21 protein-coding genes and 2 tRNA genes are annotated in these 23542 nt (G+C 36.9%); 11 read left to right on the top strand and 12 right to left on the bottom strand.

The window, feature by feature from the left end; genetic code table 11:
• Window positions 1-57: 57 nt before the first annotated feature.
• From PTUN_RS07790 to PTUN_RS07755, 8 genes are read right to left on the bottom strand one after another with little or no spacing between them, the layout of a single operon-like run.
• Window positions 58-1275: an MATE family efflux transporter gene (locus tag PTUN_RS07790; protein ID WP_009839683.1), complete on the bottom strand. Its 1218-nt coding sequence runs from the start codon at window positions 1273-1275 to the stop codon at window positions 58-60.
• Window positions 1262-2311, bottom strand: a complete 1050-nt coding sequence (locus PTUN_RS07785; RefSeq protein WP_009839682.1) for a glycosyltransferase — start codon at window positions 2309-2311, stop codon at window positions 1262-1264. Before PTUN_RS07785 ends, PTUN_RS07790 begins: the two co-directional genes overlap by 14 nt.
• Entirely contained in the window at window positions 2301-3467 is a 1167-nt protein-coding gene (locus tag PTUN_RS07780) for a glycosyltransferase (protein WP_009839681.1), read from the bottom strand. Before PTUN_RS07780 ends, PTUN_RS07785 begins: the two co-directional genes overlap by 11 nt.
• Window positions 3467-4573, bottom strand: a complete 1107-nt coding sequence (locus PTUN_RS07775) for a polysaccharide pyruvyl transferase family protein (RefSeq protein ID WP_009839680.1) — start codon at window positions 4571-4573, stop codon at window positions 3467-3469. The genes PTUN_RS07780 and PTUN_RS07775 overlap by 1 nt, the downstream gene beginning before the upstream one ends.
• Before the next feature lie 27 nt (window positions 4574-4600).
• Window positions 4601-6073 (bottom strand): O-antigen polymerase, encoded by a 1473-nt coding sequence (locus PTUN_RS07770; RefSeq protein ID WP_009839679.1) that lies wholly within the window; start codon window positions 6071-6073, stop codon window positions 4601-4603.
• A gap of 15 nt (window positions 6074-6088) precedes the next feature.
• On the bottom strand, window positions 6089-6547 hold the full coding sequence (locus PTUN_RS07765) for a hypothetical protein (protein WP_009839678.1): 459 nt from the start codon (window positions 6545-6547) through the stop codon (window positions 6089-6091).
• 5 nt (window positions 6548-6552) lie between these two features.
• On the bottom strand, window positions 6553-7551 hold the full coding sequence (locus PTUN_RS07760; RefSeq protein WP_009839677.1) for an NAD-dependent epimerase: 999 nt from the start codon (window positions 7549-7551) through the stop codon (window positions 6553-6555).
• A gap of 3 nt (window positions 7552-7554) precedes the next feature.
• On the bottom strand, window positions 7555-8895 hold the full coding sequence (locus tag PTUN_RS07755; RefSeq protein WP_096035243.1) for a UDP-glucose dehydrogenase family protein: 1341 nt from the start codon (window positions 8893-8895) through the stop codon (window positions 7555-7557).
• Between the two features lie 422 nt (window positions 8896-9317).
• Here PTUN_RS07755 and PTUN_RS07750 point away from each other — a divergent pair, with 422 nt between their 5' ends.
• A complete protein-coding gene (locus PTUN_RS07750; RefSeq protein ID WP_009839671.1) occupies window positions 9318-9767 on the top strand; it encodes an REP-associated tyrosine transposase in 450 nt (149 codons plus the stop codon).
• A 324-nt stretch (window positions 9768-10091) separates the two neighbouring features.
• Here the strand turns inward: PTUN_RS07750 and PTUN_RS07745 are convergent, their stop codons facing one another.
• The gene (locus PTUN_RS07745) at window positions 10092-11132 is read right to left on the bottom strand and encodes an NAD-dependent epimerase (protein ID WP_009839670.1); all 1041 of its coding nucleotides are present in this window, start codon (window positions 11130-11132) and stop codon (window positions 10092-10094) included.
• A 243-nt stretch (window positions 11133-11375) separates the two neighbouring features.
• On the opposite strand from PTUN_RS07745, the gene PTUN_RS07740 reads away from it, so the two are divergent.
• From PTUN_RS07740 to PTUN_RS07710, 7 genes are all read left to right on the top strand, one after another.
• Window positions 11376-12077: a transglutaminase-like cysteine peptidase gene (locus PTUN_RS07740; RefSeq protein ID WP_009839669.1), complete on the top strand. Its 702-nt coding sequence runs from the start codon at window positions 11376-11378 to the stop codon at window positions 12075-12077.
• Complete coding sequence (locus PTUN_RS07735; protein ID WP_009839668.1) at window positions 12064-14124, top strand: bifunctional diguanylate cyclase/phosphodiesterase; 2061 nt, start codon at window positions 12064-12066, stop codon at window positions 14122-14124. The genes PTUN_RS07740 and PTUN_RS07735 overlap by 14 nt, the downstream gene beginning before the upstream one ends.
• A gap of 10 nt (window positions 14125-14134) precedes the next feature.
• The gene (locus tag PTUN_RS21740; RefSeq protein ID WP_050760047.1) at window positions 14135-14620 is read left to right on the top strand and encodes a hypothetical protein; all 486 of its coding nucleotides are present in this window, start codon (window positions 14135-14137) and stop codon (window positions 14618-14620) included.
• A 237-nt stretch (window positions 14621-14857) separates the two neighbouring features.
• Window positions 14858-16204: an O-antigen ligase family protein gene (locus tag PTUN_RS07725; RefSeq protein WP_198138445.1), complete on the top strand. Its 1347-nt coding sequence runs from the start codon at window positions 14858-14860 to the stop codon at window positions 16202-16204.
• 138 nt (window positions 16205-16342) lie between these two features.
• Window positions 16343-17062: a tetratricopeptide repeat protein gene (locus PTUN_RS22160; protein ID WP_009839665.1), complete on the top strand. Its 720-nt coding sequence runs from the start codon at window positions 16343-16345 to the stop codon at window positions 17060-17062.
• Between the two features lie 464 nt (window positions 17063-17526).
• A complete protein-coding gene (locus PTUN_RS07715; RefSeq protein WP_009839663.1) occupies window positions 17527-17961 on the top strand; it encodes a SulA-like leucine-rich domain-containing protein in 435 nt (144 codons plus the stop codon).
• Between the two features lie 1163 nt (window positions 17962-19124).
• A complete protein-coding gene (locus tag PTUN_RS07710; protein WP_009839662.1) occupies window positions 19125-19583 on the top strand; it encodes a YchJ family protein in 459 nt (152 codons plus the stop codon).
• Window positions 19584-19698: 115 nt separating this feature from the next.
• On the opposite strand, the gene PTUN_RS07705 is transcribed toward PTUN_RS07710, so the two are convergent.
• A complete protein-coding gene (locus PTUN_RS07705) occupies window positions 19699-20223 on the bottom strand; it encodes a VC2046/SO_2500 family protein (protein WP_009839661.1) in 525 nt (174 codons plus the stop codon).
• 111 nt (window positions 20224-20334) lie between these two features.
• Here PTUN_RS07705 and PTUN_RS07700 point away from each other — a divergent pair.
• Window positions 20335-20419: transfer RNA gene (locus tag PTUN_RS07700), tRNA-Tyr, on the top strand.
• A gap of 251 nt (window positions 20420-20670) precedes the next feature.
• Here the strand turns inward: PTUN_RS07700 and PTUN_RS07695 are convergent.
• The gene (locus tag PTUN_RS07695) at window positions 20671-21567 is read right to left on the bottom strand and encodes a response regulator (RefSeq protein ID WP_040644124.1); all 897 of its coding nucleotides are present in this window, start codon (window positions 21565-21567) and stop codon (window positions 20671-20673) included.
• A 148-nt stretch (window positions 21568-21715) separates the two neighbouring features.
• Here PTUN_RS07695 and PTUN_RS07690 point away from each other — a divergent pair, with 148 nt between their 5' ends.
• Together PTUN_RS07690 and PTUN_RS07685 are read left to right on the top strand one after the other, a co-directional pair.
• A complete protein-coding gene (locus tag PTUN_RS07690; protein WP_009839658.1) occupies window positions 21716-22558 on the top strand; it encodes a hypothetical protein in 843 nt (280 codons plus the stop codon).
• A 133-nt stretch (window positions 22559-22691) separates the two neighbouring features.
• A tRNA-Tyr gene (locus PTUN_RS07685) sits at window positions 22692-22776 on the top strand.
• 23 nt (window positions 22777-22799) lie between these two features.
• Here PTUN_RS07685 and PTUN_RS07680 read toward each other — a convergent pair.
• Window positions 22800-23480: a M48 family metallopeptidase gene (locus PTUN_RS07680; protein WP_009839657.1), complete on the bottom strand. Its 681-nt coding sequence runs from the start codon at window positions 23478-23480 to the stop codon at window positions 22800-22802.
• Between the last annotated feature and the right edge of the window lie 62 nt (window positions 23481-23542).

Raw genomic sequence — 23542 nt, 5'->3', positions numbered from 1 at the left:
GCATTTCAAAATACCGTACTTATAAATACAATAAGTATATATTTAATTGAACATCGATTAAATTCCATTTTTTAACGCCGAGAAAGCATAAAAATACAGTAAAAACATTCGTAATAATGATGTGAAAGCAAATGACCATGCTAAAGCCAAAAGCCCATAGGTATCTACAAATAAAAGCATCATAATTGAATTAATAATAATACAAAAAATCATTATATTTCGTTGTAATTTAAATTTTTCAAAAGCAGTAAGTAAAGCATTAGACAAAGCTGATATATAATTAAAAGAGACTGCCAACAAACAAATTAAGAAAATACTCTGATATTGACCTATTTCAGGGTTATAAATAAAATTTAAAATTACGCCCCCATATAAATCAGTTAAAATTAACATAAATAGTGAAGTAAAAGAAAACAATAACGTAAGGCTTATAAAGTAGAAAATAAGCTTCTTAATAAGTCCCTTTTTAATAAAGTAGGTAAATTTAGGTAAAAGAACTTGCGTAAAACCAGTAATAACTGGTGCAAATGACAAAGACAACTGTAATGATGCAGCCAAAATAGCCGTGTCTAGATCACTAAGAAAAACACCGCTCATTATTCTAGATAAGTTCAAGTTAAGATTAATCAAAAACAAACCTACACCAAGTGGCAGCGCGAACTTAACAAGCTCTAAATCAGTTTTTTTACAGGTTAAAAATTCTGAAAATAGCCCAACCTTGGAATAAACCCTTAACTTTGGCAGTTCATACATTAAAATAATAAATATATGCAAAAGTGAAATAGCCAAAAGTAAAGAATTCAATCCAAAGGTTAACTTTGTAAAAGAATAAACTAAAAAAGCAGAGAGTAAACTTTTAAAAAATAAAATTTTAGATTGAAAATTATGATTTTGATGTTTTTGGAATTTAGCATACCCAATCTCACTAACTGATTCAATAAACTTAATAAAAGATATCAAAACAGATAATAAGATATAATCAGGATTAAATATCAAACCAAAAATCAGCAAAACTAAAAATGAAATAGTCGAAAGTATAATTCTAAGTTTCAAATATTGTGCTACATCGTTATATTTAGAACTTGTTATTATTACCTGTCTAAAACCAACATTAGTAAAAAAAAATACTACCGTTGATATAGAAAAGAAAAAGGCATAGGCACCAAGCTCTTCAATCGTATAAAACTTGCTAACTAATGAAAGTAGTAGAACTTGGTAAATTGCGTTACTACCAACCCCTATGAAAGTGCTGAGTAATTTTTTAATGAAGTTCATTATCTTTAATACTATAAATTACTTTAAGTGCTTCCATCTGATTTTTCTCAGAACATAGTTCATTGACTTTTACAAATTCAGAGTTAGCTAAACTATCTTTATTATTAAAATGTTTATATATTAATTGAGCGCAGCCCTCAGGCGTTGTTGATAATTGTTTTAATCCAATAGATTCAAGAGAAGGTATTTTTCTTCCAACTATCGGCATTTCCATGCGAGAAACCTCAAGAACTGACATTGGATTACCCTCCCATGCAGCACAATGAAAATACAAATCACTATTCAAAACTTCATCGACTAATTCCTCCCTAGAGAGCCAGCCACTACAAGTAATGCCATTAAGAAGCAACTTATTTATATCATTATCTGCACCATTGCCAATCCAATAAAATTTAATTGAACTATCCAATAGCTGCAGTTGCTTAAAAGTTTGTATAAAGAAGTTTGCATCCTTCTGGGGGCAAATTCTACCAATCATAATGACTCTTTTTATTGAGTTATTAGGATTCTGCCATTTGTGAGTGATACTAGAATAATTTGTTAAGAATATATTACTTATTTTCTTTTTAAAAACTTTAAATGCAAGTTCATTACCCAATGTAACTTCACGAGGAGAACAGCCTGCAACTGTTGTTGGCTTTAAAGCAAGTAATCGCTCAGCAAAATAAAAGAAACATCTTTTGATTTTGCTAATGTCTGTTCGTTCAAATGCATAACAATGAGGTGTATAGATAACATTCTTAAAAAATGGAAAAATTAATCTACCAACTACTCCAGCAATTGAAGAATGTAAATGTATGTGAGTTGGCTTAATTTGTTTATAAATTTCATATAAGCTTAAGATTCCTTTGAAATTTAGATTAATAATATAAGTGTTAACTAAATTTTTAGGATTTGAAATGTTAATTTGACAAGAATCATCATTCGCAGCAACCAAATAATGGTCTGATAATGGACTATTTATTATATAAGTTTCTAGTGCACTTATTATCCCACCACCATGAGATAAAGATAAGTGTAAAACCTTAGTCTTCATAATTTCTTTCCTTGACCCCTTGATAAAAAGAATTTCTTCTTTTTTGAATCATCTCACCTTTATAATTTTCAGAAGTTAGTAAATTTCTTTTTGATTCTAATTCCATTATATTTGGATTATTAATAAAGTACTCAATCCTTTCAGCCAAACCTTCTGGATCATCGACTGCAATAATAAAACTCTGATTGATTAACTCTGAAATACCACCAACATCAGTGCCAATACAAGGAAGGGCACGACTCATAGCTTCAATCATCACTCTGGGTAGGCCTTCTTGTCGTGATGGTAAAATAAAAATATCAGAATCATCATAATATTTTTGTAATAATTCCCTATCAGATACTTTTCCAACAAATTTCACTTGGTTTTTAATATTAAGCTTTACAGCTAGATTTTCGAGAAAAGCTCTATATTCACCATCACCAACAAACGTAACAAAACAATTTATATTACGTTCCTTTAGTATGGAAATAGTTTTCAATATCACATCTTGTGCTTTATAAAGCTGTACCATCATGCCGACATTCAATAAATTTATTGTATCTAATTTATCATATAACTTCGGTTCTTTTACAAACCATTCATTGCCAAGATTTAAACTTGTATAATTAGTGGTTAAATCACTTTTTGGTGGATACCTTTTCTGTAAAGCCGATTTAGTTACATACGCAGCACCTATTGCTTTTCTGCATTGCCATTTCAAAAAGTATGAGTACAATTTCTGAAAAATCATTCGAATTGGATGTTCAACCGATCCTTTACTTAACTGATCATGTGGGTCAGCGACAACTTCAACAGCAAACTTTTTTCTCTTTACAAATAAGATTAATGAAAAAATAAAAGGTATAGTACCAGGGGTTCTGAGAAAAACGGCTGTATTTTTTAGGTCAATATTCCATAATAATTTTAAAATAGATGGCAGCTTAAATAAAAATTGCTTAGGCCCAACATAACCAGGTATACCAATAAATGTTGCATTATTACCTATTACTGATTGCGCGCCATCATCTGGTTTATTAAACAACCGCCCAACAACTGTTACACTATCAAACTCTGTTAAATATCTTTTAGTAAATAAGTCGTAAGTTAAATGGTAAGAAGATGGTAACCCTGAGTTATTATAAAAGCGCCCATCAAAAACAACTAAAGCTTTCATTATTGATACCTGTTTCTTGCGGTTTTAATTGTATTAATCATTAGCTTTCTTTTTTCTAACACAGATCCTACATTCATATTTATGCTATTCCAATAATCAGTAGCATCAGATTTTAATGCGTTTACCTGTTTTTCTATTAACTTTGGATTAAAACTTTTAAAACCGTGGCAATATTCTGAAACACCTAAATCAGAAAATGCACCGAAACCCTTTCTCTCATAGGATAAATGGATTGAAGGACAACCTGATATCATGCTTTGTAAAGAGCCATGAAGTCTAACAGAGATTACGACACCTCTGTTTTGAGGGTCATTCAAAACGTCTTTCACTTTACGTAAAGGACCTGACCAACCTAATTTTTGATAAAAGCTAATATCATTATTACCTCTACCTTCACTTTGTATTAGAGGCTCTAGATTTGGTATTAGTTTTTTTAACTCAATTAACTTTGAAATATAATTTTCTTCCCCTGGTACTTTAACAGCACGTGCGATTAGGTAAACTTTATCAAAATTTATCTGGTGCTTTGACTTACTATACTGCATAGCAAGTTCTTGAACAGCTAAGTCTGGTACTCGAACAACATTATCAAGTTGTAACTCTTTAACTGTTAAGTCATCTCGTGCAAAAATCACATCTAACTGCTTCATTCTATTTTTTATTAATTTTCTTAAAGGTCCATTAAAAGGGCCAATACTCTGAGGCAAATAAATTGTCACAGCTTTATTCTGCCTACTCGCCCAGATTAATTGAGGAACATGCGCTAGAAAAGTTTTTAGGCTTTCAAGTTTTGTTCTTCCACGCATATAGCCGCCACCAACGGCAATTATAGGTTCATTAGAGTCATCAGGTAAATAACCTCTAAATAGATCAATTTTGAGATAAACATTTATTAAACTCTTTATTCCATATTTTAATTTACCGAAAAAGCCTTTATTAATAATTTCAGGTTCATATATAGAATCAAAACCATTAAAAGAACTTTTATCCAACGAAACTAATTTACTTACTGGGCCTAAGTTGGCTTCTAAGGCAACTTCTTTTGTTAAGTCAACAAGTAACCCATCACCACTATTTTTAGTACTGTAAGAATGTAAAACGATCATATGAAACACCTAGCATTATCTATTAAGTTAATTATTATTTTTAACTAACTTCGGGCAAAAATATAAAACAATTAATGGAATAGTTATAAATCTAAATAAAAACTGAGAAATTACATTACTATCCGACATAAGCATCTGAATTGATAAAAGTATAAATATAGGAGATAGAAGATTGAAAATCCCATCTTTAGGTAAAGCTCTACAGAAACCATCTATATAAGAGATTAAAACTCCAAATATATAAAAAAACACCAGACCAAATAATATACCAAAGTTGATTATAAACTCCCCGTATCCACCAGCTAATAATGTAGTGTAATTCGTTTCTGTAAAACTATAATCACTCCAAAAAATTCCTGTTTTTTCTTTTATTGCTGTTACTGGTTTATTAGGCAATAAAAAACTAGGTACAAATGAAAGCGCCCCAGCAACTAAAGTTCTACCATAAGATAATGGATAATCTTCATTCCAATATGTTTTTATTATAAAGGACTGTACATCTGTTCTTCCAGCATCCCTGACCAGCGCAAATTTTTCAGAGTCTTCAATGTATTTATGCTCAAAAACCTGAGCCTTAATATCCTTATCCCAAAGTCCTTGAACTCCTTCAATACCACCGAATTTATATAAACTATAGGTCGTCATAAAAAGGAAAAAACCAGCGCCCAAGCCTATCAGTAATTTTAAGTTCAATTTCTTTATATTGTTGTGGTAAATAACAATAAACCAAAATAAAGACCAAATTGTCGTGCTCCTACTTCCTCTCAAACCACCAAAAAGCATATTAAGTAGAAATAAAAATACTATGAGACATAATAATACTTTGACACTTTTAGACCATTCTTTATCTTTGATCAACAGCACAATATATATAGCTATTAAATTAGGTAACGATTCGGAGAAAGTAAATAAGAAACCAAAACCTGCATATGGATTATAATTTTGAATAGAACCCTCTAATCTCATTTCATATGAATTTAAATAACCTGAATACCCACCTAGCTTTATTAAAACTATAACTTGGCATAACAAACAGAAAAAAATACCAATTAAAAATGGGATGTGCATTTTTTTAGTATTAATATGATAACTTAAGTTACTTTTTATCTTTACGCGTGTTGATTTAAAACCAACAACAACAAGAAAAAAACCAACTATACAAAGGATTGCCCATAACCCTACCCATTCTTTCATTCCTTCATTATTAAGAATGCTAGGCCAATAATCCCAAATGATTTGATTAAAAGGAACAACATAAAAAAAAGTAAAACCAAAAGCCAAGAAAATAGATAATGCAGAAAATATGTTTTCTCTATTATTTAAAGTGTGAAGATTTTCATACAAAAATATTACACCAAGTAACATTACAGGTATAAATGACCATACTATTAAAGTTCCACTTTGAATAAACCTCAACAAACTATAAAAAACTATTAAGATAAAACTGAAAAGCAATAACGCTTTATCTACTGGCTTATTATTTTTCCTTATAAAACTCACTTTACACCTTAATAATTATTTATTTTTCAGTATTTTGCTGAGGGCTGGTATTATTTCATCTTCTAATTTTACATCACCACACACTACTGCTGATGTATAAACTGTTACATTTTTTAAATGTGGATAATGACCTCGGTTTACTCCTAATGTCACATTTTGATAAATCACATTACAACCATCTAATACAACCCCCTCGCCAAGTACGATACCGACTGGGTGCGGCATTATTAATGTGCCGTAAATTTTACATCGAGGATTAATGTCACAACCAAATAAAAAATATGTTAACAACCAAAGTAACCTACCTAAAAAACGAAATATACCTCCAAGACAATAAATTGAAGAATAAAACCTATATAATATTAAAAGCAAAAAACCTGGCGTCATAAATACTTGAAATATAGGTAATGGGCTTTTATATTTATAAAAAGTGACATAAGCATTATAATCACTAACAAAATTAAATTTACTCATGACTATTACTTAATATACCATTGCACAAAACTATTAATCCCACTTTGCAGATCAGTATTCGGTTTAAAGCCTATTTCGCTTTCTAAACCACTAACGTCAGCAAATGTGCGCACTACATCACCATCTTGCATTGGTAAATATTGTTTTATGGCTTTTTTACCTAATGCATTTTCGATACAGGTTATAAACTGCTCAAGTTCTACTGGTTGATTATTGCCAATATTATAAAGCTTATAAAAAGGTGAGCCTTCGGCTTTATTAACTGCTTGCTTATTATCTGCCTGTTTATTTGGCGCAGGTATTACATCTTGAATACGAATAATACCTTCGACAATATCGTCAATATAAGTAAAGTCGCGTTGCATTTTACCGTTATTAAATACTTTAATTGGCTTATCGTTGGCGATGGCGTCAGTAAATAAAAACGGTGCCATATCGGGGCGACCCCACGGGCCATACACAGTAAAAAAGCGCAGCCCGGTGGTTGGCAACGAATATAAATGGCTATAAGTGTGGGCCATTAATTCGTTCGATTTTTTAGTTGCAGCGTAAAGCGATACTGGATAATCGACTCTATCTTCTTCAGCAAAAGGGATTTTAGTATTTGCGCCATATACTGAACTTGATGAGGCATAAACCAAATGTTGCACTTTGTTATGACGGCAACCTTCTAAAATAGTGGCCATACCTACTAGGTTTGAATCAATATAGGCCATTGGGTTTTCTATCGAGTAACGAACGCCCGCTTGCGCAGCTAAATGGATCACTCGCTCAAATTGCTCAGTTGCAAACAAGTTAGCGATTGCTTCGCGGTCAGCTAAATCCATTTTAACAAACGTAAAATTAGTGAAGTGCTCAAGACGTTTTAAGCGAGCTAACTTTAATGCTGGGTCGTAATAATCATTTAGGTTATCAAGGCCAATTACTTGGTGGCCCATTGCACATAAACGCTCACTGACGAAGTTACCAATAAAACCTGCTGCGCCCGTTACCAGATATTTCATTCATTACTCTCCAGTTACCGATAAACCACGGCCAATGCTGTAGTACTTAATTGCTTTTTTAGTCATGCGCGTTGGTTCAAATAAATTACGGCCATCAAACACAACCGCTTCGTTTAATTGCGATTTAATTAAATCGAAATCTGGCGCTCTGAAATTTTGCCATTCAGTGCAAATAATCAGTGCATCGGCGCCATTAAGGGCTGATTCTTTGGTGCCCATTAGGCTTAAATCTGGGCGTGAGCCATAAATGCGCTGGGTTTCTTCCATTGCTTCGGGGTCATAGGCTTGCACTTTTGCGCCTGCGGCCCACAGTTGTTCCATCAATACGCGGCTTGGTGCTTCGCGCATATCGTCGGTATTAGGTTTAAAGCTTAAGCCCCATAATGCAAAGGTTTTACCGCTTAAATCTTTACCGAAATGTTTAGTAATGTATTCAAACAGTTTATTTTTTTGCGCATAGTTGACTGCTTCTACCGCTTTTAAAATTTGTGACTCATAACCAATGCCGTCGGCCGTGCGCACTAAGGCTTGCACGTCTTTTGGAAAACACGAGCCGCCATAACCACAGCCTGGGTAAATAAACTGAAAACCAATGCGTGAATCTGAGCCGATGCCTTGGCGTACGTGTTCAATGTCGGCCCCTACGCGCTCGGCAATATTAGCCATTTCGTTCATAAAGCTGATTTTGGTCGCGAGCATACAGTTAGCGGCGTATTTGGTGAGCTCGGCACTTTTAATGTCCATCACGATGATTTTTTCGTGATTACGGTTAAAGGGTGCGTACAGTTCGCGCATTAGTTCTTCGGCATCGGCGCTGTCGGTACCAATTACTATACGGTCTGGGCGTTTACAGTCATTCACTGCCGCGCCTTCTTTTAAAAATTCTGGGTTTGATACCACGGCAAAAGTTAAATCTGAGCCACGGCTATCAAGCACTTGTTGCGCTTTAGCACGTACTTTGTCGGCTGTGCCAACTGGCACTGTTGATTTATCAATAATCACTTTTGGTGATGTCATGTGGGTGGCAATGGTTTCGGCCACTTTTAATACGTATTGTAAATCGGCTGAGCCGTCTTCGTCTGGCGGTGTGCCCACAGCTATAAACTGTAAATCACCAAAATTAACACCAAACTCGGCGTCGGTGGTAAAAGTTAAGCGCCCTTCGGCAAAGTTTTTTTCAACCAGTGGCGTTAAGCCCGGCTCATAAATAGGAATAATGCCTTTTTTAAGGTTTTCGATGCGGGTTTCGTTAATATCAACACAACATACATCGTGACCTGCGTCGGCAAGTACCGTTGCTTGCACTAATCCTACATACCCAATACCGTAAAATGTAACTTTCATTTTATTCCTTATTATTTTTGACCACCGCCACAGAATAATCACTTGGCTAGTGGTTTGATATTTCAGTGTGTTACAAGTGCTTGGTTTGTCGCAATTTATACTTTTTGGGCTAGGATTGTAAACACCTTATCGAACTGGATTTAAAAAAGAACCTGAGAACATTGTTGTTGCTCCTACATAAAACAACCATTTCAGTTCAATCGTAGGTGATAGCCTGCCAGCGAATCTTTTAAGATGGCTTGCCGTTTAAGTCTTTTCCAACGGCTTGCCGTTGGTTCTGTCTAAACCATAAACATAAAAGCAGGAAGGTTTCATCGACCAAGCAAGCAGGCTTGCACCTACGTGAAAAACCAACTTGAACCTATTTTGCATTGACAAAATATCTGGCCTATCTTGAAACAAAACATGAAATGGACTTCATCATGTATCAAAACCTGCGCAAATACAGACAATCAATACCTGACGCTTATTATGCCATCACCTTGTGCACCGATAACCGAACACCGTGGTTCAACCAATTTGACAATGCGCATATCGCCATCAAAACCATGTACGAAAACGATCACAACAATCGAACCAAAACAATTGCATATGTCTTAATGCCAGACCATTTACATTGGTTAATTCAATTACAAAACAATGAGCCATTGCCACTCATTGTCCAACGATTTAAATCCTTGGTTACACGAAAAATAAACCTAAAATACCAACAAAAACATACCATTTGGCAACGTTATTATTACGAGCATCAGATTCGAAGCGAACAAGATTTATATCATCAAGCCAGATACATCATTGCCAACCCGTTGCGAGCCGGGATCATCGATTCAGTGCAAAATTACCCTTTTTGGAATTGTAAATATTTGCCATAACCAAAAAATCGTTATAACGCATATCAGACAAGCATATTGATAACACCCGTAGGTGATGGCCTGCCAGCAAATCTTTTAAGATGGCCGATTTGCGAATCTTTTAAGATGGCCCATCGGCAAATCTTTCGAAACGACCGAATGGCTATGTTTAAAAAGCGGGAAGATTACATCTTCCTTCGCAAGCAGGCTTGCACCTACGTGAAAAACCATTCCGCTTCAATCGTAGGTGATGGCCTGCCAGCGAATCGTTTAAAACGGCCAAATGGCGCGGGAAGGTTTTATCTACCAAGCAAGCTGGCTTGCACCTACGAATGAGCCGTGAATTTAAAATCCGCTGGGTTTATAAAAATCAGTATACCAATTTACAAATTGGCTAATGCCGTCGGCAAGTGTGGTATTGGGTTTAAAATCAATTGCGCTTTCAAGGGAACTGACATCGGCATAAGTTTGTATTACATCGCCCGCTTGCATTGGTAAATACTCTTTAATGGCTTTTTTACCTAATGCGGTTTCGATACAGCTAATAAAGTGCTCTAACGTTTCGGGTTGGTTATTACCAATATTATAAAGTTGGTAATAAGGTGACCGACTTTGCTGGGTTGTTCCTTTACTTAGCTCTTCATTTAACTCTTTGTTTAGTTCGACTTTATTTGGCGCTGGAATAAGCGCTTGAATTCGAATCACGCCTTCGACTATATCGTCTATATAGGTAAAGTCGCGGCGCATGTTGCCATGGTTAAATACTTTTATTGGCCGCTGATGGGCAATGGCGTCGGTAAATAAAAACGGTGCCATATCGGGGCGTCCCCACGGGCCATACACAGTAAAAAAACGTAATCCGGTGGTCGGTAGTTGATACAAATGGCTATAAGTATGGGCCATCAGCTCGTTTGATTTTTTAGTCGCGGCATAAAGTGAGACTGGGTGGTCGACTTGGTCGCTTTCGGCAAAAGGCACTTTCGTATTGGCGCCATAAACAGAACTTGATGACGCATACACTAAGTGCTGCACTTTGTTGTGCCTGCATCCTTCGAGAACCGTTGCCATGCCAACCAAGTTTGAATCAATATAGGCCATTGGGTTATCGATTGAATAACGCACCCCTGCTTGCGCGGCTAAATGAATAACGCAGTCAAATTGTGCGCGAGCAAATAGCGCTGCAATGGCGTCTCTGTCGGCTAAGTCCATTTTAATAAAGGTAAAATTAGCAAAGTGTTCAATCCGTTTTAACCGCGCTAACTTTAAGGCAGGATCGTAATAATCATTTAAATTATCAAGCCCAATAACTTGGTGTCCCATTTCACATAAGCGCTCAGCGACAAAACTGCCAATAAATCCCGCTGCGCCCGTGACTAAATACTTCATCTTACATCCTTTTTAAGTGACTGATTTATCATGTGCTGTTACCTTTTTTTGTCGCTCTATTTGGCTCAAACTGAGTTATTTTGGCCTAATAAAGTGCCTATTTATGCGTTAAAGTGATGAAAATGCAAGTCCAAGCCAGATGTTTTAAACTTTTGCTCAGTAATTAGTACCAGTTTTTTGTGTCGTTTTTGGCCGCTATCAGTTATCATAGCGCCGCATAGGGATTGGCCAAAGGCTGCGCATTTGTTTCGTCACTTACTTGTATTTTTACTCATTATTGTTTCGTTTTGTGTTTTGGCGTCGCGTCTTGCTGATGTGCTGGCCACAGATGCTGTGCTAAACAAAGTAAATGCAGTGTATGGTGATGCGGGTCTCAACCGCGTAAAACAATGGTTAGCGCTAGTTAATGAATCTGGCAGTGACAATGAATGGAATCAGCTCAACAAAGTGAATACTTTTTTTAATAAACAAATTCGCTATCAAAATGATTTACCACTTTGGGGTAAAAACGATTATTGGGCCAGCCCGGTTGAAATGTTAGGGGTTGGTAGTGGTGATTGTGAAGATTACGCCATTGGTAAATTTTTTACCCTGCTTTCGCTTGGTGTCCCCGAAGAAAAAATGCGTTTGATGTATGTACGCCAACTCACCGTTAATGAACCTCATATGGTGCTTATTTATTTTGAGCAACCTAATAGTATTCCGTTGGTGCTGGATAACTTTGACCCGCGTATAAAATCAGCTGATAAACGCCGAGATTTAAAACCAATTTACAGTTTTAACGGCCAAGGTTTGTGGATGGCAAAAGCAAAAGGGTTAGGCAAAAAAGTAGAAAACTCCAGAGGAAATTCTGCTTGGGATAGCCTAACGAAACGGATCGAAAACGGTGAAATGAACACCATAGATAAAGTCAATTCGAAAGGACCTGATTATGCCAAACTTTAATGGCCGAGGAATTAGCCTAAGCGTGCAACTTTATGCGCTTGTTATCTTTTTAACTGTGGTGTCGTTTACTGTTCGCTTATTAATGAATGTTGACCACACTCGTGATTATTTAAATGACCAAATGGCCAGCCATTCACAAGATGCCGCGACCAGTTTAGGGTTATCGATTTCACCTTATATGGACGACGAAAATCTAGTGATTGCCGATACCATGATGTCGGCCATTTTTGACTCAGGTTATTACCAATCAATGCGCTTTGTGACCCAAGAAGGTCAAGTTAAGTTAAATCGCGAAAACCCACAAACCGTTGAGTCTGTGCCTGCGTGGTTTATGCATGCATTTGAGCTTACGCCTCCAACCGGTTCATCTGAAGTAAATGACGGTTGGCAAATTGCTGGGACTTTATATGTCACAAGCCACCCGGGTGTATCGTATTTACAGCTGTGGCAATACGCACAGCGTGCTTTTTTAAGTTCTTTAGTTATTTTAATTGTCAGTTTAATTATTGCCCACTTCATTTTACGTGCGGTTTTAAAACCATTACATACAGTAACTGAACAAGCCGATGCCGTGAGTCGCAAACAATTTGTACATAATCCTGCTACCTATTGGACAAAAGAAGTCAATGTATTGGCAGGCGCAATTAATGCCATGGTTGTAAACGTACAAAAAACCTTTGATTCGATGACTAAACACGCCGAAAACCTAACCCGTGATGCGTATTTAGATAAACTCACGGCTCTTGGTAATCGCCGTGCCTTTGAAAGCCAATTTAAATTAGATTTACACGATTTAGCCGAGCACCATCAGGCCAATACATCAAGCCATACGATTGGTTTAGTGAGTTTGGCGTCTTTGCAAAGCGTTAACCGTGATTTTGGTTATCAAGCAGGTGATGCTTATGTACTTGAAGCAGTTGAAATTTTAAAAAATAGTTTTAAAAACATATCCGGCAATAAAATTTATCGTATTGCGGGCGGCAGCTTTATTTTTACCCTGCCCCACAATCTTGAGCTGTGTTTAGATCAAGTACAATTGGTGCATGAATCACTGCAGTCACTTTCATCTAGCCGTTATCCAAATGGTTTTGGCAGTGTGGTTGTCACGGGCTATAGCGAACAAGATACCCTTACTGAGTTACTGGCCCGTTTAGATACGCTTGCTACTACCGATGCCGCTAATCTTGGTCAAGCTGTCAGCGCAACTAGCTTTCAAGCTGGTAGTGAACAAACAATACCATCACTTGGCTTACAGCAATGGAAACAACTCATTAATGATATTTTAGCCACGGGTGAAGTTGAATTTTCGTATCAGCCAGTTAAAGCAGCTAACAGTACCGCCATTATTTATAATGAATTGTTTGCCCGTTTTAGTTATCAAAATGAGTTAATTGCCAACGCCCCGCTTTTTGCGATGGCTGAACGCCTTGATTTAACTGAAGAACTGGATAAAAAAATTATTATGGCTTTGGGTGAGCTCTCTAAAAATGGGCTTGATAAACCTGTTGCAGTTAATATTAGCCGCCAGTCTTTGCACAGTGCCCATTTCAGTACTTGGTTAAGCCAATTTATGCGTGATGCAAAACCATATATGACTGAGCTTTATTTTGAAGTCAATGAAACAGCGCTACTTGATAACATTAATGGCGCAACAAATAATATCAATCTATTTAAAACACACGGTATAAAACTGTGTATTGAACGCTTTGGTGTCAGTTTTAGCTCGTTTAAGTACTTACGTGGGCTGAATGTCGATTTCATTAAATTAGACGGCAGTTATGTGCGCGATTTAATGCAAAATCCTGACAATAACTATTTTATCCAGGCTGTGACACAAATTTGCCACGGTCTTGGTATAAAAGTGATTGCTTGTCACGTTGAAGATGAGGCAACTTATCACAAACTGAACGAATTGCACTGTGATGCGTCACAAGGGCAATTTATTCAAGCACCGTTAAAACTCGCTCATAATTGTTTAAAAAATGAGTGCGATAACGTTGTAAATACATTAAAATCTCCCACAGATTTAAATAACCATGGAACTTAAAGGGATCCCCATGAAAAAATTAACTATTGCAAGTTTATTACTTGCTGCAATTGGTACGTCGGCAATGATGCCTGTATCAGCTGAAGTATCAGACAATGCTACGCAAATCATCGCTGCTGCATTCCAAAATGCTGATGCCTCAACTTTTGCTGCTGCTCTACAGTCTGCTATTGAAGCAAACCCAGAGCTAGCTGAAGAGTTACTTGCAGCTGCAATTCAAGCTGTTGGTAGCGATAGCGCATCTGTTCCAGCATTATTACAAGCTGCTGTTAACGGCGGTTTAACAAGCGATAGCGTAACTGGTATTGCTGTTGCTAATAATGTTGACGCTGGTATTGCTTCTCAAGCAACGGCTGCTGGTAACACAGCTGGTGGTAACACAGCCGGTACTACTGGTGGCGTTACGAACGGTAACACTGGTGGTAACACTGGTGGTACTGCTGGCGGCGGCGGCGGCGGCGGTGCAGGCGGTATCTCTGAAGGCAACGGTCTGTAATTTGCCCTTTGCGAAAAAGCCCTACGGGGCTTTTTTTATTACTAAAGAATGATAATTAACCTGAGAAATAAATAAGTCAGATGCTTACTTTAATTTAATGTATTGGTAAATATCTTATCTAAAACTCAACTTAACAAAAGCTAACAGCTTGTTATTTATAATTATTATTTTCAACTTAATACTGCTATTGATATAATTTAATATCAATGCAATTTGATTATTTTCAAGAGTAGAAAATTGAAATCTTTTATTTTTAGTTGCCTTTGCCTGCTTATTTTTTGGTTGCCCATTCCACTTGGTAGTTACCGTCCTTGGGCGCTAATGCTCCTAACTGTGATGGTCTCGAGTGTTTTTTTATGTCATTTATGGTTGGCTTTTAAAGAAGAGCGCTCGTTATTTCCCCCTCTTATTAGTGCCTATGTTTTAGGGCCTTTGGCAGTGGTAATGCTTGTATTAGCAATTCAACTGATCCCTGGTTTAAATACCGCAGACAGCACCCTTGGCAGTTTAAGTTCAATCAGTATTGATCCGAGCCAAACAAAAGTAATGCTGCTGAAAACATTTTGTTATTTTTTATTTGCTTGGCTGGTATTTAGCTACGTAACCACCGCACAAAAACTCACGCAAGTTTGTTATGTCATTGTCGCTGCGGGTTTGTTTCAGGCTTTGTATGCCACTTATTTAAACTTACAGCCTAGTGTTACTAGCCCACTGTTTGGCTTTCGCCATCACGAACGTGCTATGGGATCATTTACCTACTGGAACTTTTTAGCTAATTATTTAGCCCTATGTTTGGCATTGGGGATTGGTCTATTAATTAGCCAGCTGTCTTTAGATAGCAGCGGTTCACAATTTAAAGCAAAATTACGCGGTATGATCACCATTTTACTCAGCAGTAAAATGTTATTACGCATGAGTTTAATTGCCATGATCATTGCACTCATTTTAACGCGCTCGCGTATGGGTAATTCTGCCTTTTTTATCGCCCTTGCTTTAGTGAGCTTATTTGCCTTTTTCTTTTATAATCGTAAACCACGTTACTTACGTACCCTAATTATTAGTTTTTTTGTGCTCGATTTGATTATTGTGGGTGCCATGTTCGGCGTTGAAAAAGTAAAAGAGCGTTTAGTAGAAACCAGCTTAAAATCTGAAACCCGTGATGAAGTCATTGCTGATTCAATGCCATTATTAAAAGATAATCTCTGGATAGGCTCAGGCGGCGGTAGTTTTTACACGGCGTTTCCGGCTTATCAACCAGGCCCTTACTCGGGTTTTTATGACAATGCTCATAACGACTATTTACAGTTTTCAATTGAGCTTGGTGTACCTGTTACTTTGTTGTTGGGCGCGATGATGTTATTTGCACTATTCAAAAGCATACACACTATGGTGAAACGTAAAACGCCGCTTTTTCAAGGGGTCGCTTTTGGTTGTTGTGTTGCGATTATTCATATGCTTTTACACTCAACTGTTGATTACTCATTACAAGCTGGCGCAAATGCAATGACATTTATTATCATTTTATGTTTAGCGTTGATCAGTTCAGCGCTGCCAAGTGGTAAAAGAAGCCGCGGTTATAAGTAAACAGACACACAAATAACTAATAATTTAGGCCAAGCTAAATACTTGGCCTAAAATTAGCTAAGCTAACTAAAGCATTTATAATTTTTGCCGCTATTAAGCCATCGTTTTTAGTTTGATTTTTTGCATTTTGAGGTTTACATGAATTCAGAACATTCATCCCAACGGTTAGATGAAGACACCTTAATTGACTCTTATGAGCATGATGAGCCTTTAAACCCCGATAATGCAGAAGAAAATGATACTGAGCTTGATAACATTGAGCTCGACAATACTGAGCTTGATAACATTGAGCTTGATGAAACTGATATAGATGCTCGTCACCTAGATGAATTTACAAGAGATGATGACGAAGAGCCTGACTCACCTCAATCATCGGCTAATAGCAATGATTTAAATAATATGACCATATTTGAGCTTGAGCACAAATTACTGCTCACTTTTACTAAGCTGTGCGATATTTTAGAACAACTGCCAAGTACTAGCTCACAACTAAGCGCTATTTCAAGCACTGTAAATACCTTAGAAAGCCCCACCCCTGCGGAATTATTTGCCACAGCCATTCACATGGCAAAAAGCAAAAATGATGTTGGTGCGGCTAAATGGATGCGCCGCGCGGCAATGAGTGGCCATGTCAGAGCTCAGTATTATTTAGGTTTAATGTTTGCCAAAGGCAGCGGGCTTCCTCAAAGTGAGTTCCACGCCTTTACTTGGCTGGCATTAGCGGAATCCCAAGGTTCTATTGAAGCTGTTGAAGCAATTGCTAAGTTACATTCTCATTTGTGTACAAAACAAATTAAAGATGCACGCACTCAGGCTGCTACTTTATATGAACAAATACACGATCAGCACTTTTTGTAAGCGCCCTATTGATTTTTTAACTTGGCCCTAAGCCAACTTTTACTAACCTCAGTGCTAGATAAGATATTTATTAATTAAAGATAAATATCATAGTTGCTGATCGCTAGCTATCGACTTTTAATGCTAACAGAACGAATTAGCGCTAATAGCGAATCTCTTTCACCTTAAGCAATCACTGTTAGCGTTTAAAATAACGGCCTAAGATAGATTTATTAACCAGTATTGAGATTACTTAGCTTATTGATGCACGGTTTAATTTAAACCAAGCACCCTGCCGAACACCTCACTAAAGAGTCACTAATCAACCAAAACGCTGCAAAACAGACCAACTAACGAGTAAAAAAAGATCAATTTAAAAGCTTGTGTCATTTTTTTGCTCATTTTTTAATAAAAAAAGCTTGAACTTAACAACTGTATAAACTACTGTATATGAAGGCACTGTATAAACAACCAGTAGGTGATTCATGTTACACACTATCGATGTAAGACGTATTAAAAGTTATCAAGCTGTGGATTCAAGTTCAAAACTTCATTTAGTTGAAGTAAGTGATGAGATCAGCGCAACATTTGAACTACTGAAAATTTTACATCAATATAATCATCAAAACGGCTGGACATTACTCATCGCCCCAGATGCAGTGCCAAGTAAAACATTACTTGATTCTTGTTCAATTGATAAATCAAAATTATTAGTCATTCGCCAAAAGCACTTGGCTAATTTAGATTATGTGCTCAACTCAGCACTTTCGAATGGCAACTTTGCTGCAATCATTACGTGGACCAATATGCTATCTCATTCGCAATTAGAATTATTAGCACAGCATAATGCCCACATATCGGCCCAACTTTATAGCTTTGTCCGCACAGAGCAGCCTAATCAATGCCCAACGTTATGCTAGGTTAGCTCAAAATCCATAACATCAGGAAAAATAAGTAGTTAAAAGCATTTCACCACCGAGTACACCGAGCTTTTTGTTATTAGTATCCATGTTTATTTTGAGATTTTACTGTAGGTGCAAGCCTGCTTGCGAAGGCGAGCGCAGCTCGGCCGCTTTTATAGGTCGGGATCTAGCCCGACGCTTGTTGAATTGTGATTTATTAACAACAAAACGGGAAGGTTTCACCTACCAAGCAAGCGGGCTTGCACCTACAAAAACCCTCTTTCCTCTGTGTCCCTCTTAACCTCGGTGGTTAACCTTCTTTTCACCACCGAGTTCACCGAGGTTGCACTCACCGAGAAAAGCAAACCAAGTAATCTTTTTCTTTCCTCTGTGTCCCTCTTAACCTCGGTGGTTAACTTTCTTTTTTACCATTGTAAATTCAGTGGTTAACCATTCTTTTCACCACCGAGAACACAGAGGCTGCGCTTCACCGAGAAAAGCCAACCAATTAATCTTTTTCTTTCCTCTGTGTCCCTCTTAACCTCGGTGGTTAACTTTCTTTTTTACCATTGTAAATTCAGTGGTTAACCATTCTTTTCACCACCGAGAACACAGAGGCTGCGCTTCACCGAGAAAAGCCAACCAATTAATCTTTTTCTTTTCTCTGTGTCCCTCTTAACCTCGGTGGTTAACCTTCTTTTCACCACCGAGAACACCGAGCTTTTTGTTTTTAGTATCCATGTTTATTTTGAGATTTTACTGTAGGTGCAAGCCTGCTTGCGAAGGCGAGCGCAGCTCGGCCGCTTTTATAGGTCGGGATCTAGCCCGACGCTTGTTGAATTGTGATTTATTAACAACAAAACGGGAAGGTTTCACCTACCAAGCAAGCGGGCTTGCACCTACAAAAACCCTCTTTCCTCTGTGTCCCTCTTAATCTCGGTGGTTAACCATTCTTTTCACCACCGAGTACACCGAGGCTGCGCTCAGCGAGAAAAGCCAACCAATTAATCTTTTCTCTGTGCTCCACCTAACTTCGGTGGTTAACCATTCTTTTCACCAGCGAGTACACTGAGGCTGCACTCACAGAGAAAAGCAAAAAAAATTACACTTTGCCAATAATATGGATCAAAAACTGCCGAGTTACGGTAATATTACAGCCTTTTTAGAAATGAGAACTTGCTATGTGTTACTGTGGAACAACGCTTACCTTTGAGCAATGCTGCCAGCCTTTTATTAATAAAACGGTTAAACCAAACACTGCAGAGCAGCTAATGCGCTCACGCTTTAGTGCCTATGTAGTTAACAATCCCGCTTATATTCAACAAACCTATGCCCAAGAAAAGCAAGCTGAAAACTCAGTAAAAGAAATTGCTGATTTTGCGAATAGTTGCCGATTCATTAAACTTACGGTCATTAATACCGAACAACAAGAGACACAAGCTTGGGTTGAATTTGAAGCAGACTATTTTTATCAAAATTTATTTTGTAAATTAAAAGAGCGCTCTTACTTCGAATTACGCGACGACACTTGGTATTATGTCGATGGTATCATTACGCCAACAACCGATATTAAAGTGGGCCGTAATGATGAATGCCCATGTGGTAGTGAGAAAAAATATAAAAAATGTCATGCCAATTAATAACTCAAATGGATGACGCTAAATTAATCATGATTAATTAATAACGATTAATAAACCTAAACTGCTTTCGCGCTATGACCATAGCGCAAATTTATTTGGCTTATGCTTGATTGGTTTATGCTTGAGTAACAGCCAGCGGTCGATGTAAATCGGGATGAGTTAAATCGTTATAAAATTGCGCAGCATTCATAGATAAATGACTTAATGGCTCTGTTTGACTGAAATATCGCTTTTGCACATTTAAATTACAGTTAGAAATAATGTCGCTACTGATATAGTCTTTGTCATCTCTAATTGCTAAAGGCTCAGGATTTAAATAAGTTTGTAGTTTCAGTTGCGCAAGGCCTTGCTCTTGTACCATGGCAGCATTTTCGGCACCAATGAGAAAATCTATTGGTTTTACCGCTAATGCTTGCAGCGGACCGGCACCTAACTTTAATCTTAAATCTTCGTTATCGGCTTGGGTACCATAGGCAGGCTTTTTTTCTTCGTATGGTAAATGAAATTGAGCAAAGTCGAGCGGATCGGCTGAAAGCATTGAAAGCAACAATGCAAAATCAGAACGCCTATTTTCACTAATACATACACCGAGCTTATTACCAAGCTGGATTTCATTAGTCAAAATTCCATCAATCTGCATCAAAAAACACCATTTACTACGACGATAGAAAATTTATCGGCAGAAACGTGATTTTCTTTAGGAATTTACTTTACTTAAATAAGCTTTTTGCTATTATGCCCGCACTGAAGTGGAGGGGTTCCCGAGCGGCCAAAGGGATCAGACTGTAAATCTGACGGCTCTGCCTTCGCTGGTTCGAATCCAGCTCCCTCCACCACTTCAGTTCCTCTTCTTTTATATCTCTCTCGTTTTATACACTCTTTATCATAAGCTGTTTTATTGATAAATCTGTTATTTACACCTAATTTAACCACGCAAATTAAAAAACTCTTATTATTGTTTAACTCAAGAAAACTCAATCTTCTATTAGCTGCATTAACATAGATCTTCTTTTAGCAATGCAATTAGGCTACAGAAAAAATAACAATACAGTAAGGAATTAAATTCGTGGATAAACTCTAATTAGATTTAAGAGCTTACAATTGTGATAGTGCCATCTTGATATCCTTTGATGGTACATAAAATATCAACTCTTTCTGAGGCAGGTTTGGCAAATAAAATCTCAAGTTTAGCAAACGTTTTTGGTACAAAACTGACACATTTTAGGCGCAAATTTTTACGCGTTTTTCGATCTAAAAAAGCAAATGAACTACTTGCCAGTACTTGCTCACAACCATCAAGCATCTGTTTACTGATCACTTTATTTGTTAAATAACGCTCAACTTTACTCGCCGGAAATTCATTTTTAAGCCCTCCCAGTAAACACGTTGCTTTAATGTCGAGCATAGCGACGGCTCTGACTTTTTGTGTTTCGGTATCTTCAAACAAAGCCAATAAAGCCGGAATTTTTTCATTGCTAAATACTTGAGTCGGGATCGCAGTTAATTGAATATCTGGATTTAAAAAACGGTGCAGCACTTTTTCTAGCTGTGATAATTTTGGTAAGACCAAATCACTATTATGAATAGGTTGCGCATTAAGAATTTCTTCTGTTTCAAATGCGCCTTGGATTAAAGGCAATAATGCCTTGTGTAACGCTTCATCTTCAAATGGTTTACTCAGAACAAAACTGGCGCCTTGTTCTATTGCCAATTCAATACGTTCATCATCATTAACTGTAGTCACCAGCCCTATTTTAAGCGGCAACTCACGTTTTTTAACCTCAATTAACAGTTCAATACCACTCATTTGTGGCATATGCCAGTCAGTTAAAACAATTTCAGGCTGCCAGTTACCAATAATTTCTAATGCTTCGACACCATTATTAGCCTGTTTTATTTCTAATTGCTTATAGCCAAATTGTTCTAAACCTCTGCGAACAATTGCTTGCATGGCAACACTGTCATCAACTATGAGTATCTTCACTTATGGGTAAACCTCGAAGCAATCTTTAGTAAGATTAATTGAAACTATTCCTCATTATAGGCAGTATATATTAATCAAGCTAAACTAAAATTTAATACAAACAGAGAATTACCTATTCAATTGGGTTAGTCAATATTTTGAGGTCTCGATGCTTCCAGAAAAAGTACTTGAAATTTTAGCCATAGATTTAGGCTTATTAATAATCACATCTTGGTTTGTTATTTTATTACTGATGTTTCATGAGTTTCGTACCGTTACATCGGCAGTAAATCGATTATCAGGCTTTTTGCCTGAGCAAAATAATAAACACTTCGAATTATGCCAACAGTCCGTTAATGATGCGCTTGAATCTGTCAATAGTCATACCGAAACACTTAATCAACTTACCAATGTTCACGAAATTCTTGAAGCACAATTGCGCGATCTTCACAAAAGTCAGGCGCTGACAAACAGTAAAGAAGATGAAGAGAAAATTAATAAACTTGAAAAAGAGCTCGACCGCTCTCATGCACTGATCAAAAAGCTTAAAGGTGAGCTGATTTCAAGTAAAAAACGACTTGAACATACCAAGGTTAAACTCTACAAACAGTATGAAGCGGTGGAAAATCTGCAACGAGAAAAGAATCAATTTACCGCTGAAAACGAACAATTACTGGCGCAAATGGAAAATGACGAAGAAAAAATGCAACTAGAAAAACAAATTAATCGTTATGCCGCCCAGCAAACTCAACTGGTTGAACTAGCGAGCGATTACAAATCTAAGCTTGCCAAACAAGGTAAAGAACTCACCTATTTACGGCAAAAAAACCAGCAAATGGCTAATAACTCAAATCTTGAAAGTAACAGTAAACTTGACGATAAAGTGAAACAACTAGAACAGCAAGTGAGTATGGCTGAAGATAAAGCGCGCCAAATTGAAACTGAAAAACAATTTTTAGAAAGTAAGTTTCTTGATGCGATCACTGAGCTTGATAAATATAAAAAGAATTAGGATAACGGCTATTTTAAAAACATTATTGGTTTAAATAACAGCAAGTTGACTATTTAAACCGCAAACGAACATTAAATTAAAAAAAAGGGCTTTACAGTAAAAGTTATTTTGCTAATATGCACGCCGTAGCACTGGAGGGGTTCCCGAGCGGCCAAAGGGATCAGACTGTAAATCTGACGGCTCTGCCTTCGCTGGTTCGAATCCAGCTCCCTCCACCACCTACACCCTCTTTTTTCATTTTCTATTCTACTTCTAAATCAAACATTCTATTTTTAAGCCAGTTTTCAGCTTTTTTACGATCCGGATAATGTGTGTCAACTAATTGCCAAAATAACGCACTGTGGTTTAAATGTTTTAAATGTGCCAGTTCGTGCACGATGACATAATCAATCACCCAATGCGGAGTTTGCGCCAGTAATAAATTAAAACTAATTACGCCTTTGCTGGAACACGACCCCCATCGTCTACGGTAATGTTGTATTTTCAATCCCTGATAATCTAAATTCATCTGTTGGCAATAAAATGCTAAGCGTTGTGCTAAATAAAGCTGTAACTGCTCTGCCAAAAATCGCTGGATCTGTTTAATTCGAAATGGCTCAATTGTTTTCACCCTAGCTGCGGTCTCAACCTCAATGGTATTAAATAATAAAAAACAACGGCTTTGTTTACTCAACGAAAAGCGAATGGGATATTCTTGGCCAAATAAACACATGTTCTGGCGCGTAAAAATAGAGGGCTTAATCAAGGCTTGTTGCTTGTGTAGTTGCTCACTGATCCACGTTGATTTACTTTGCACTAACTCATCTAAATAATGTTTTGAAACATAAGTAGGCGCATAAACCGTAACTTGATTTTTTTGGATTTTAATTGCCACGGTTTTACGTTTTTTACTGGTTTTAATCTCATATAAAATTGACGACACACTACACCTTAGAAAACTAAATTATTTACCTAAAAAAGCTTTTGAAATGGATTTATTATCCA

The organism is Pseudoalteromonas tunicata (genome assembly GCF_002310815.1).
Taxonomy (GTDB): domain Bacteria; phylum Pseudomonadota; class Gammaproteobacteria; order Enterobacterales; family Alteromonadaceae; genus Pseudoalteromonas; species Pseudoalteromonas tunicata.
Note: the sequence above shows the minus strand (reverse complement) of the source record. Positions and strands in the feature narration are given on the sequence as shown.